Annotated in this window: 8 protein-coding genes; 1 reads left to right on the top strand and 7 read right to left on the bottom strand. The window is 63.7% G+C overall.

Annotation, left to right across the window (positions count from 1 at the left end; genetic code table 11):
• Window positions 1-106: 106 nt before the first annotated feature.
• The 4 genes from glgB to GSQ89_RS17165 form a co-directional block, all read right to left on the bottom strand.
• Complete coding sequence (glgB, locus tag GSQ89_RS17180; RefSeq protein WP_158927384.1) at window positions 107-2,296, bottom strand: 1,4-alpha-glucan branching protein GlgB; 2,190 nt, start codon at window positions 2,294-2,296, stop codon at window positions 107-109.
• Window positions 2,293-5,571 (bottom strand): maltose alpha-D-glucosyltransferase, encoded by a 3,279-nt coding sequence (gene treS, locus GSQ89_RS17175; protein WP_158927382.1) that lies wholly within the window; start codon window positions 5,569-5,571, stop codon window positions 2,293-2,295. Before treS ends, glgB begins: the two co-directional genes overlap by 4 nt.
• Before the next feature lies 1 nt (window position 5,572).
• Window positions 5,573-8,581, bottom strand: coding sequence for a maltotransferase domain-containing protein (locus GSQ89_RS17170; protein ID WP_216856215.1), 3,009 nt, complete (start codon window positions 8,579-8,581; stop codon window positions 5,573-5,575).
• Window positions 8,582-8,828: 247 nt separating this feature from the next.
• Window positions 8,829-9,014, bottom strand: coding sequence for a hypothetical protein (locus GSQ89_RS17165; protein WP_158927380.1), 186 nt, complete (start codon window positions 9,012-9,014; stop codon window positions 8,829-8,831).
• A gap of 126 nt (window positions 9,015-9,140) precedes the next feature.
• Between GSQ89_RS17165 and GSQ89_RS17160 the strand changes: the two genes are divergently transcribed.
• Complete coding sequence (locus tag GSQ89_RS17160) at window positions 9,141-9,650, top strand: MucR family transcriptional regulator (RefSeq protein WP_158927378.1); 510 nt, start codon at window positions 9,141-9,143, stop codon at window positions 9,648-9,650.
• An 86-nt stretch (window positions 9,651-9,736) separates the two neighbouring features.
• Here GSQ89_RS17160 and GSQ89_RS17155 read toward each other — a convergent pair whose 3' ends face one another.
• The 3 genes from GSQ89_RS17155 to GSQ89_RS17145 are packed head-to-tail and all read right to left on the bottom strand — an operon-like array spanning window position 9,737 to window position 12,171.
• Window positions 9,737-10,168: a hypothetical protein gene (locus tag GSQ89_RS17155; RefSeq protein ID WP_158927376.1), complete on the bottom strand. Its 432-nt coding sequence runs from the start codon at window positions 10,166-10,168 to the stop codon at window positions 9,737-9,739.
• Between the two features lie 51 nt (window positions 10,169-10,219).
• The gene (locus GSQ89_RS17150) at window positions 10,220-10,396 is read right to left on the bottom strand and encodes a hypothetical protein (protein ID WP_158927374.1); all 177 of its coding nucleotides are present in this window, start codon (window positions 10,394-10,396) and stop codon (window positions 10,220-10,222) included.
• Window positions 10,393-12,171 carry a thiamine pyrophosphate-dependent enzyme gene (locus tag GSQ89_RS17145; RefSeq protein WP_158927372.1) on the bottom strand — a complete coding sequence of 593 codons (1,779 nt, stop codon included), beginning with the start codon at window positions 12,169-12,171 and terminating at the stop codon, window positions 10,393-10,395. Before GSQ89_RS17145 ends, GSQ89_RS17150 begins: the two co-directional genes overlap by 4 nt.
• Window positions 12,172-12,230: the final 59 nt, after the last annotated feature.

The following is a 12,230-nucleotide window of genomic DNA, read 5'->3' as shown; positions in this document are numbered from 1 at the left end:
TCAAAGAACAAAATTCGCTACCGAACCCGTTGCTTTCGGGCCACGCCGACACCGAATGCACGCGACCACGCGGGGCGCGTTACGGCTTCCCACAGAGGTGGGGTGTTCAGGGGTCGGGGGAAAGGAAAACCGTCGATAATGGCGGCAATGTGAGAAACAGCGCCTGCGCCTCTCCGTGCATTTGCGTCGGCACAGTGTCGACGCCACCGGCGTTTCCCATGTTCGATCCGCCATACCGGTCCGCATCGGTGTTCAACACCTCCCGCCAATAGCCGGGCCGCGGCACACCGATGCCGTAGCCGACGCGCGGTACCGGGGTCATGTTGCAGACAGCCAAAATCATCCGGCTGTCTTCGTTCCCATGACGAAAGAAAGCGAATACCGAATTCGTTGAATCATCGCCGACCACCCAACGAAAACCACCCGGCAACGAGTCCCTCTGATGTAGCGCGCCTTGCTGACGGTAAAGCGCGTTCAGGTCCCGCACCAGGGTCTGAATGCCGCGATGACGCGGCTGATCCAACAAATCCCAGTCAATCGCCGAATCGTGATTCCATTCCCGCCACTGGGCGATCTCACCGCCCATGAACAGTAGCTTTTTGCCCGGATGCGCCCACATGAAACCGAAATAGGCCCGCAAGTTGGCAAAGCGTTGCCACAAGTCACCGGGCATTTTTTCGATCAGGGAACCTTTGCCGTACACCACTTCGTCGTGGGACAGCGGCAGCACGAAGTTTTCAGAGAACGCGTAGATCAGGCCAAAGGTGAATTCGTTGTGATGGTAATGCCGATAGACTGGGTCGTATTGCATATAGTGCAGCGTGTCGTGCATCCAGCCCATGTTCCACTTGAAGGAAAATCCCAGGCCGCCATCGCGAATCGGGCGGGATACGCCGGGCCAGGCGGTGGACTCCTCGGCTATTGTCATAGCGCCGGGGCAACGTTCGGCCACAACCGCATTGAAGTGGCGCAGGAAACCGATCGCCTCCAGATTTTCGCGCCCGCCATAGATGTTGGGCACCCATTCGCCTTGCTTGCGGCTGTAGTCGCGATACAGCATGGACGCCACGGCATCGACACGCAGGCCATCGACATGGAAATGTTCCAGCCAGTGGACTCCGCTGGCGATCAGGAAGCCCTGCACTTCCCGGCGGCCGAAATTGTAGATGTAGGTGTTCCAGTCCTGGTGGAATCCCTCCTTCGGGTCGGCATGCTCGAACAGCGGCGTACCGTCGAAATGCATCAGCCCGTGGGCATCACCGGGGAAATGCGCCGGCACCCAATCGATGATCACACCGACGCCGGCACGGTGGCAGGCATCGACGAACCGGCAGAAGCCTTCGGGCGGCCCGAAACGACCGGACGGCGCGAACAAACCCAGCGGCTGATAGCCCCACGACCCGCCGAACGGATGTTCCGCGACCGGCATCAACTCCACATGGGAGAACCCGGTCTCTACCACATACGGAACCAGCCGCTCGGTCAGCGCGTCCCAGTCCGGCGTCAAACCCGGACCCGGACGGAACCACGACGCCGCATGCACCTCGTAAACCGAGATCGCCGCATCCGAACCATGCCGGGCCGCTCGGGATTCCATCCAGGCTTCGTCGTGCCAGACGAAAGACTGCGGATCGACAACGATCGATGCCGTCGCCGGCGCCGCTTCGGCGGCCTTGGCCAACGGGTCCGCCTTGTCGGGCAAGCGAATGCCGTCCGGACCCACGATCGCGAACTTGTAGCGGGCGCCCGGACCGACCTTCGGCACGAACAGTTCCCATACCCCGGACGGATAGCGCAGCCGCATTGGGTGCCGGCGATTGTCCCAGGTATCGAAGTCGCCGATCACCGAAACCGCGCGCGCGTTCGGCGCCCAGACGGCAAACCGCGTGCCGCGCACGCCATCCACGGTCATCGGATTGGCGCCAAGCGTGAAGGCGATCTCGAACAACCGGCCTTCGTTGAACAAATGCAGGTCGGTCTCGCTCAGCAACAGGTCGAAACTGTACGGATCGTCGGTCTCCTGCACCGCGTCGGGCCATTGGATACGGAAGCGGTACGGTTCGTCGCCCGGCACCCGCCCCATGAACAATCCGTCGGGCTGGGTTGGCGCCAGCGTTCCCAGCGGCCGGCCGTCGGCGCGAGCAACAACCTCCACACCAAGCGCGCCGGGCAGATAGGCGCGAACGTAGCCGGGCTCAAATGGCCCCAGAACCGCGAATGGATCCTTCAGGCACCCGGCAGACAGTTGCCATGCCCGTTCAGGAGAGATCGATGGCACGACGACGGCATCATTCATGCGACGGCCTCGACGCCAAGCAGTTGACGCGTGCGGTGTGCCAGCCCGTGCAGCGGGACGTCGATCCAGGTCGGTCGGTTGGCTGCTTCATACACAACTTCATAAGCTGCCTTTTCGATCAAGAACAAATCCAGCAACGCCGCAATAGACGCTTGCTGTCCGGTTGATGCAATCGCCTGACGGTAACCGTCCAGGAAGGCTTCGGTTGCCCGTTCGACAAAGCTGTCCAGGAAAACATCAACCTGCTCATCCGGCAAATGCGCGTGACTGGCCTGGCTGCGCCGCCTAACCACCGCGGCCGCATAATCGAACGATCGGATCATCCCCGCGACATCGCGCAACGGATGGTCCTTCGCTCGGCGCATCGCCACCGGCTTGGCCGGTTCGCCCTCGAAATCGATGATGGCGATGTCGCCGCTGCAAACCAGGATCTGGCCCAGATGCAGGTCGCCGTGGATGCGGGTCAGCGTCGCCCCATTCGCCGCATCCGCGAGGGTCGGAATTGCGGCGAACAGCGCCGACCGGGCGCCCTGCATGAAGACGTGGTCCGGTTCCGCGGCAGCATCCCATTGTTGCACCGCATCCAGTGCGCGACAGGCGGCTTCCAGTTGCACGCGGGTCCGTTCGGCAAAGGCCGCCGCCGTCTCGGCCGTCCCTGTCGCAGGGGCGAAGGCCGCATCGGGTGACGGCCGGGCCAGCACCAGATGCATCTCTCCGAGCCGCTGGCCCAGCAATGCGGCGAAGCGGACGTATTCGGCGTGGGCCTCGATCGCTTCTTCGCCGCCGGTGATGTCGGACAGGCCGCGCAGCAGCAGGTCCAGCGTCCAGGTCCAGGCATCGCCCTGGTTGCGGACGAACGCCTGCGCGATGACCAGGGCGTGACGCGTCCCGTCGGCATCGACGCGCACGATCTCACCCAACAGTGCGGGGGTGCTGGCGAAGCCCTGGTCGGTCAGATGCCGGCTCATTTCCGCCTCGGGATGCGGTCCGTCGGTGACGCGGCGGAACATCTTGACGATCGCGACGTCGCCGACGATGACGGAGGAGTTCGACTGTTCGGCGGCGATCCAGTTCATTTCGACATCTGGCGGTACCGTGATGTCGGCGATGCGCGATGTCGGCTCAAACCGGATCACACCCTGGTCGATGACGATGATGTCTTTCTGTGCCAACCCCGACAGCACCGCCAGGGCAAGCGTCGGCAGCGCGAATGCGTCGGTCAGCAGCCCGACTTTCGCCCCACGGCGGACCCGGGCGAGCGCCAGTTGGGTCGGCAGCGGCGGCGCCGAGGTATCGCCCCAGACGATGCCCAGCGGCAACAGCCAGCGGGCGGTGCCGGTATCCGTTTCGGTCTCGATTTCGAGCAGCACCGCATCGTCGGACGGCACCCGGGTCAGCAGTGCGATCCTGATCGAGCGCAGCGTCTGGTCCTTCATGGCGAACCAGCGGCGTTTCGCCAGGTATTGCGGCAGGATGTCGCGTTCGATCACCGGGCGGGCCGCGGCGACGGCATCGGGCAAGGCGTGACGCATGACGATCGTCTGATATTCGGGCATGGGTTCGGGCGCCGGCGTGTGGGATGAAGGCCAGCCCTCGGCTTCCGACAGCAGGAACCAATAGAAGCCGTACGGCGGCAGCGTCAGCAGGTAGGTCAACTGACCGATCGGCGGAAACAGCGAGTGCCCGTCAAGCTCGATTGGCACACGGCCCTGGAATTCCGACAGATCGAGTTCGACCGCCTGCGGCGTGCGGGACAAGTTGGCGACACACAGGATCGTGGTGTCCTCCTGCTCCCGCAGATAGGCCAGGATCTTGCGATTTTTCGGATACAGCAGGCGGTAGCCGCCGCGGCCGAACACGCTGTACTGGCGGCGCACGGCGATGGCGCGCCGCATCCACATCAGCAACGAATGCGGATCGGCGGCCTGCGATTCGACGTTGACGGTCTGGTAGGCATACAGCGGGTCCATCACCATCGGCAGGACCAGCCTCGACGGATCGGCGACGCGAGAGAACCCGCCGTTGCGATCGGGTGACCACTGCATCGGCGTGCGGACGCCGTTGCGGTCGCCCAGGTGGATGTTGTCGCCCATGCCGATTTCGTCACCGTAATATATTACCGGGGTGCCGGGCATCGACAGCAGCAGGTAATTCATCAGTTCGATACGGCGCCGGTCGCGTTCCAGCAGCGGCGCCAACCGGCGGCGGATGCCCAGGTTGAGCCGAGCGCGACGATCGGTGGCGTAGGTTTCCCAGAGGAAATCCCGTTCGGATTCCGTCACCATCTCCAGCGTCAGCTCATCGTGGTTGCGCAGGAAGATGGCCCATTGGCAGTTGGCGGGGATGTCCGGGGTCTGGCGCAGGATATCGGTGATCGGAAACCGGTCCTCGCGCGCGATGGCCATGTACATGCGCGGCATCAGCGGGAAATGGAACGCCATGTGGCATTCGTCGCCGTCGCCGAAATAATCCTTGGTATCCTCCGGCCATTGATTGGCCTCCGCCAGCAGCATTTTGTCTGGATAGCGTTCCGTCAGTTCGGCGCGAATCCGTTTCAGGACCGCGTGGGTTTCCAACAGGTTCTCATTGTTGGTGCCTTCGCGTTCTACCAGATAGGGAACGGCGTCCAACCGCAGGCCGTCGATGCCCAGATCGGCCCAGTAGCGCAGCACGGACAGGACCTCCCGCAGCACCCTCGGGTTGTCGAAATTCAGGTCGGGCTGGTGATGGTAGAACCGGTGCCAGAAATACGCCTTGGCGGTGTCGTCCCAGGTCCAGTTGGATCGTTCCGAATCCACGAAGATGACACGCGTGTCGGCGTATTTCCGGTCATCGTTCGACCAGACGTAGAAATCCCGGTACATCGATCCGGGTTTGGCCAGGCGCGCTCGCTGGAACCAGGGATGCTGGTCGGAGGTGTGATTGATCACCAGTTCGGCGATCACCCTTATGCCGCGTTCATGCGCCGCGGCGATGAAGCGCTTCACATCGGCCAACGAGCCGTAATCTGGATGAACGCCACGATAGTCGGCGATGTCGTAGCCGTCGTCCAGGCGCGGCGACGGATAGAACGGCAGCAGCCAGACTGTATTGACGCCCAGTTCGGCGATGTAATCCAACCGAGACAGCAGGCCCGCGAAATCGCCGACGCCATCGTTGTTGGCATCGAAGAAGGACTTGACGTGGATCTGATAGATGATCGCGTCTTTGTACCACAGCGGATCGGCGGCAGCCGCTTGCGCGATCACCCGAGACCGGGAAACCCCTACATCCATCTTATCGCACCTCAAGCCGCCAGATACGGAACGGCGACTCCGCCGGATCGAGCCGGATGTGCTGGTTCTTGCCGTGCCACATGAAGTTTTCCCCCATCATCAGGTCGGTCACCGAAATCGTGGCGTGGTCCGCCAGGCCAAATTCCCACAGTGGAATTTCGATCGCTGCTTCCTGCACGATGTGGGGATCGAGGCTGACGGCAACCAGCACCATGCTGCCGTCCAACGGATCACGTTTGCCGTATAGAACGATCTGGTCGTTGAATGCGTTGTAGAATGCCAGGCCCCGGTGCGACTGCAACGCCGGATGCTGGCGACGGATGCGGTTCAGGGCGGCGATCTCCGCCACGATATTGCCGGGTGCCGCGTAATCCCGCACCCTGATTTGATATTTTTCCGAGTCCAGGTACTCCTCGCGTCCCGGCAAGGGCGCCGCCTCGCATAGTTCGAATCCGGAGTAAACGCCCCACAGCCCCGACAGCGTCGCCGCCAGCACCATCCTGATCAAAAACCCGGCGCGGCCCGCCGTCTGCAGATAGACGGGGTTGATGTCGGGCGTGTTGACGAAGAAGTTCGGCCGGAAGAAGTCGACCACCGGCGGCGTGGTCAGTTCCGTCAGATACGCGACGATCTCAGCTTTGGTGTTGCGCCAGGTGAAGTAGGTATAGGACTGCGAAAACCCCATTTTTGCCAGCCGGTACATCGGCTTCGGCCGGGTGAACGCCTCCGCCAGGAACAGCACGTCCGGATGCCGGGCCTGAATATCGGCGATCATCCACTGCCAGAACGGTAAAGGTTTCGTGTGGGGATTATCCACCCGGAAGATGCGCACGCCCTGATCGACCCAGAATTGCACCACATCGCGCAGCGCGGTCCACACGGCGGGGAACGACGCTTCACCGTAGAAATCCGGGTTGACGATATCCTCATATTTCTTCGGCGGATTTTCGGCGTAGCGCATGGATCCGTCGGGCCGCCAGCGGAACCAGTCCCTGTGCTGCGTCACCCACGGGTGATCCGGTGCGCATTGGATGGCAAAATCGACGGCGATCTCCAGATCATTCTCCCGCGCCGCATGAACCAGCGCTCGGAAATCATCCAACGTCCCCAACTCGGGATGAACCGCGTCGTGGCCGCCTTCGGTTCCGCCGATCGCATAGGGACTGCCGACCTCGCCCGGAGCCGCGCGCAGGCTATTGTTGCGGCCCTTGCGGTTGATCCGGCCGATCGGATGGATCGGCGGGAAGTACAGCACGTCGAAGCCCATGCCGCGAATGTCCGGCAGGCGCTCGATCACCGACCGGAATGTGCCATGCACCGCCGGATCATGCGTCGCGGAACGCGGAAACAGTTCATACCAACTGGCGAATTCCGCCGCCGGCCGGTCGACACGCACGGTATGGACAGCACTACGCGCGGCGAATGGCCGCTGGTCCGCTCGGTTCATCGCTGCTCTCAGTTCGTCTGACAGCAGTTCGTCCGCGGTCGTTCCCACGGACGCTCGGGGCAAGGCGGCCGTCACCAATTGCCGCCCTTCCTGGATTTCCAGGGTCACATCCTGGCCGGCGGCAACCTTGGCCCGCAGGTCATGGGTGAACGTGCCCCATTGATCCCACCATCCCTCCACCGCGAACCGATACAGTCCCACCCGATCGGGGCGAAACCGAACCTCCCAGCGGTCGTTGTCCAGCTTGCGCATCGGAATGCGTTGCCAATCCCGAGCATCCGCCGGCTGCCAGAGAAGATCGGCCGCCAGGACGTCGTGGCCATCGCCAAACACATCCGCGCTGACCACGAAATCCCGGCCAACCACTGTTTTGGCGGGAAAATCGCCCTCCGGCTCGACCGATTCCACCGCGATCCGGGTGGCCTCGGCCCAGGGACGGGCCAGCGCCAGTTCCCCGCCTGGGATGTCCTGCGCTTGCCGGCATTGCAGGATGCGAATCTCACCTGGCCGCAGCGGCGTGCCGGGATCCCCCGTGGCGGAAAGCCCCGTGCCGGGCAGCGGCGCGAGTGAAAAGCCGACGGATGCCGGCCGGACGATGTCCGGGTTGATCAGGATCAGGGTGTCCGCTCGCAACCATGCCACCACCTTGCCGGCCGGACTGGTGAGCGGCCGCGGCCCGATGGCGGGCGACAACGCAGCGGTCAGGCGAATCGCGGCGGCGACATCGTCGGACAGGTCCGCCGGCTTGTCTCGCTGAACCGCTTCCATATCGGCGGGGCTGGCCCGTGCCGCATCGAACGGACGGCTGGTCGCGTATTCGAAGCCCATCGGCACGAACAGACCCGCACCGGCCGCGGCCGCGACCCCCAACGCCAGGCGATAGGCGTCGGCGATGTCCGCATCCGCCGGTAGATGCCGTGTCAGGCGATCGAGGAATGACGGTTCAGGCGAAACCAAAACCGGCGCCACGTCGCGCAGAGCCGCTTGCTCGTCCAGCAACAATGACATGTGGCCAGCGACCGAACAGGCCAGATCGAATCCTGTTCCGGCGAAATCGCGCGGATTGATGATCTCCGGCGTCCAGGCCAGGAACAGGGCGTCGGGGAAAGGGGCGATTACCCGCCGCCAGAACGCCGGAGGCACCAGATCGAGGGTCAGGCAGCGGAATCCGGCGACACCCGACCGCGTGAGGCGCGTCAGACGTTCGATCCACCAGTCCGAGACCGCATCCGCGACCACGGTCTGGCCAAATCGCGGGACCGCTACGTCGACACGATGTGGCTTGCGCCTGGGGTCGGCGATCTGGCCGCCGCCGGCGGGACCGAACCAGTCGGGGTGGCGCTGCCGCAGGGGCGAATCGACGGCAATCTGACCGGGCGCGATGTCGAGCATCAGCCGCAGGCCGGCGTCGGCGGCCATACCCACCGCTCGTTCTATCCCCTGTTCGGCGGGTCCATCGAACCGCAGGGCAGGGTGAAGGCGGTCGAAGCCGGCATGGATGAAAATGTCGCCACCGGCACCAGGCTCGAATGGCGGCGCCAGGCATACGTGGCTGAACCCCATCGCGCCGATTCGCGCGAATGTGGCTGGCCAAGTCTCCAACGGACCGGCCGCCAACGGGTGCAGATGATATATGTTGATAGGAGCCCGCGCATCATGCGCCGACGATTCAGGGGCTGGGATGCCGGACCGGAGCAGATTCATCACCTGGGACTAACGCCCGAGAAGACACCTGGGTTCCGTTCGACGCGGGATTAGAATGCCGTCAATCCCGCGTTAATGACGCAAAGCTAAATCCGCGCAGCCGTTTTTATTCGGCGGCGACGGCCATCGGAACAAAGTCGGATTCCACGCTCATCAGGCGTTCGCGGTCGATGGCGCGAATTTCGCGATAAATCGAATCGGTAATCTGCCGCGGGGACAGTGCAAACCACGCCTGGTCGTCGTGACGGCCACGCACCCGGGTGTAGGCATCCTGAAAAATCGCGTCGTTCATAATCCCCTCCGTCCCGTTTTTGTCCTTCTGGCGCCGATTTGGTGCTGAATGACATTGACGTTAACCCAATTGCTAATACAACGTGAAAAAAACGTCAAAGCCTCTTTTCGCCAAGGACCGTGACCAATGACCGACCAGAACCGACACCTCTTGGCGCTCTCCGCCCAGATCGTCTCCGCGCACACCGGCCATAATGAGGTCGGGATTGAGGTACTCACAACTGTCATACGTAACGTTTACAATACACTAGCGGACCTTGATGTGCCTCGCTCGCAAGGAGTGGTTGCAGTCCGGCACACGCATGCGGACGAAAGTCCCACAAATCACGACCATGCCGAGCATACGCACAGCCATGCACACAACGTATACGTGCATCCCGTTTATGGGCAGACTGTCTTCGGCGACCATCTGATCTGCATGGAGGACGGCCTGACCATGAAGATGCTCAAGCGCCATCTGTTGACGGTGCATGGCCTGACGCCGGACGAATACCGGGAGAAATGGGGTCTGCCGACGGACTATCCGATGGTCGCCGCCGACTATGCCAAACTGCGCTCCAGCCTCGCGCTGCAAAGCGGCCTTGGGCTGAAACCCGAGGATCGGCCGACGAAAAAGCGCAAGAATCAAAGAGGTTAGGCCGCCTCCAGTCCAGCGATCACGGCCTGGACGACCCTGGCCTAGGCGCCTCTTTCCGGTTGGCGGAACAGGCGGGCCGTCGGATATCAGCGACTGTCGGGCCGCGCCAGCATCCAGCGCCGATCGGGGTTGAACGGCAGCATCAAATGCACCGGCAACCCCAACGCACCCCCCAGGTGAGCGACGGCCGTGTCGATCGTGACGATCACGTTTATTTGAACGGCCAACGCGGCGGTATCGGCGAAATCGTCCAATCGGTGCACGTGCAGGTTGAACGGCGGACGGGCTGGGTTCAGCCAGATCCGGTCGCTTTCGGCGATTTCCTTTTGCAGACAATGGAACTCGAACCCTGGTAGCGCCAGCAGCGGCGCCAGGGTTTCTGCCGGCATCGCCGCCAGCAGCGGCACCAGGTCGGGGTAGGCCTGCACCAGGACCGTCGCCCCCCGCTCCGCCAGCAGCGGCGCATAGCGGATGCATTGCAGCATGTCGCCGCGGCCCTGTTCGGTGAGGAACAGCACGCGCTTGCCAGCGACCCGGCCGGGTCGTCGGCTTGCGATACCGCCAGGGCTTCAGGGTACCGTTTCACCGTCAGCAGTGCGTTCCTGCAGGGTCAGCACCACACCCAGCAGATGCAGAGCGTCGAAGTGGTGCGGGTCGGCACCGATGATAGTGCGGCAGACGGTTTCCGTTGCCCGGTAGTCGCGGGCGGCATACTGCCGCGCCGCTTGTCCGAGCAGGTCGTTCAACCGCGTTTTTTCTTGGAGGGCGGGACGCGGGACGCCGGCGCGGTGGCCCGCCTGGGTTTGGCGGCGGCTTTGGGGGCCGCCCTGCCCGCCCGCAGATCGGTGATCGTGGCTCGTGTCGTGATCTGTTCGGGGTTGGTGCGCAGTTCTATCAGCGCCGGCTTGCCGCTTTCGACCGCGCGCCGGAAGGCGGGGGCGAATTCCTCGGTGCTGGTGACGACTTCGCCGTGGCCGCCGAACGCCTCGATGTATTTACAGAAGTCGGGATTGGTCAGGGCGGTGCCGGAGACGCGCCAGGGATAGGCTTTTTCCTGGTGCATGCGGATCGTGCCGTACATCTGGTTGTTGAACACCAGGATGATCGGTGCGACCCCGTGATGGAAAGCCGTGGCGATCTCCTGGCCCGTCATCATGAAGCCGCCGTCGCCGACCATGCTGACCACCATGCGATCGGGGAACGCGATCTTGGCGCCGACCGCGGCCGGAACGCTGTAGCCCATCGCGCCGTTGGTCGGCCCGATGTAGCGTTGGCCTTCCTTGAAATTCAGGAACCGCGTGGCCCAGCCGGCAAAATTCCCGGCGTCGGTGGTGACGATGGCATCCGGGGTCAGCATCGTTTCCAGTTCCCGCATCACCGTCCCGAGGTTCAGCGACCCCTGGTAGTTCGGCACCGCCCGCTGGGCTTCCCGCAGCGACCGCAGCTCCTGCGTCCATTTGTTCCATGCCGGCTTCACCGGCTCCAGTTCGGCGGCGGCGATGGCGAAGGTGTTGAGGTCGGAGACGATGCCCAGCGCGGTGCGGAACACCCGGCCGATTTCGCCTCCGTCAGGCAGCACCTGAATGATCGGGACGCTGCCGGCCATGTCGAGTAAAGTGTAACCCTGGGTCACCGCATCGCCGAGGCGGCTGCCGATCGCCAGGATCAGGTCGGCTTCCTTCAGCTTGCCGATCAGGCCTGGATCGGAGCCAACGCCCAGATCGCCGGCGAAATTATCCTGCGTGCCGTCGTAATGCGCCTGGCGGCGGAAGCCGACGGTGACGGGGACATTGTTTTGCGTGAGGAACGCATGCAGCGCCGCTCGGCCCTCCGCGGTCCAGCACGATCCACCAACAACGGCGATGGGCTTTTTCGCCTTCGCCAGCAGGGCGCGCATTTTCGCCAGCGCGGCGGGATCGGGGAAAGCCGGACTGACCGTGGTTCGGGGCAGGTCTGGCACTTCGACCCGGTCTTTCTGCATCTCCTCGGATAACGCAACGACCACCGGGCCGGGACGGCCGCTGGTGGCGACGTCGACGGCGTGGGCGACGACCTCGGGGATGCGCTTGGCGTGGTCAATCTGGGTCACCCATTTCGCCAGGGGGGCGAACATCTGGCGGTAATCGACTTCCTGGAAGGCGTCGCGGCCTGTGTCCATGTGGGGGATCTGGCCGACGAACAGCAGCATCGGCGTGCTGTCCTGGAACGCGACATGGACGCCGATCGCGCCGTGGCAGGCACCCGGGCCGCGGGTCACCATCGCCGCGGCCGGCCGGCCCGTGAGCTTGCCGAACGCATCGGCCATGTTCACCGCACCCGCCTCGAATCGGCATGTCACCAGCTTGATCTTGCCGCCGGCGTCGTAAAGCCCATCGAGCGTGTCCAGGAAGCTTTCGCCCGGAACCTCGAACACATGATCGATGCCCTGGGCGACAAGGGCGTCGGCCAGCACCTTTCCCCCGTGACGCGGCGCCCGTTGCGGCGATGTTGGGCGGGCCTTGCGGGCCTGGGCCAGTTCCATGCGGTATGTCTCCCCTCGGGCGGCGGCGGATCCGGATTGGCCGCGGCGGCTGGCGAGAT

Source organism: Acidisphaera sp. S103, assembly GCF_009765975.1.
In the GTDB taxonomy this organism is placed as follows: Bacteria; Pseudomonadota; Alphaproteobacteria; order Acetobacterales; family Acetobacteraceae; genus Rhodopila.
Note: the sequence above shows the minus strand (reverse complement) of the source record. Positions and strands in the feature narration are given on the sequence as shown.

Bases quoted from the DNA above. Each gene is read 5' to 3' on its own strand.
- GSQ89_RS17165 (WP_158927380.1), bottom strand. From the start codon at position 9,014: ATGAACGACGCGATTTTTCAGGATGCCTACACCCGGGTGCGTGGCCGT.
- GSQ89_RS17160 (WP_158927378.1), top strand. From the start codon at position 9,141: ATGACCGACCAGAACCGACACCTCTTGGCGCTCTCCGCCCAGATCGTC.
- GSQ89_RS17145 (WP_158927372.1), bottom strand. From the start codon at position 12,171: ATGGAACTGGCCCAGGCCCGCAAGGCCCGCCCAACATCGCCGCAACGG.
- GSQ89_RS17170 (WP_216856215.1), bottom strand. From the start codon at position 8,581: ATGGGGTTCAGCCACGTATGCCTGGCGCCGCCATTCGAGCCTGGTGCC.
- treS (WP_158927382.1), bottom strand. From the start codon at position 5,571: ATGGATGTAGGGGTTTCCCGGTCTCGGGTGATCGCGCAAGCGGCTGCC.
- glgB (WP_158927384.1), bottom strand. From the start codon at position 2,296: ATGAATGATGCCGTCGTCGTGCCATCGATCTCTCCTGAACGGGCATGG.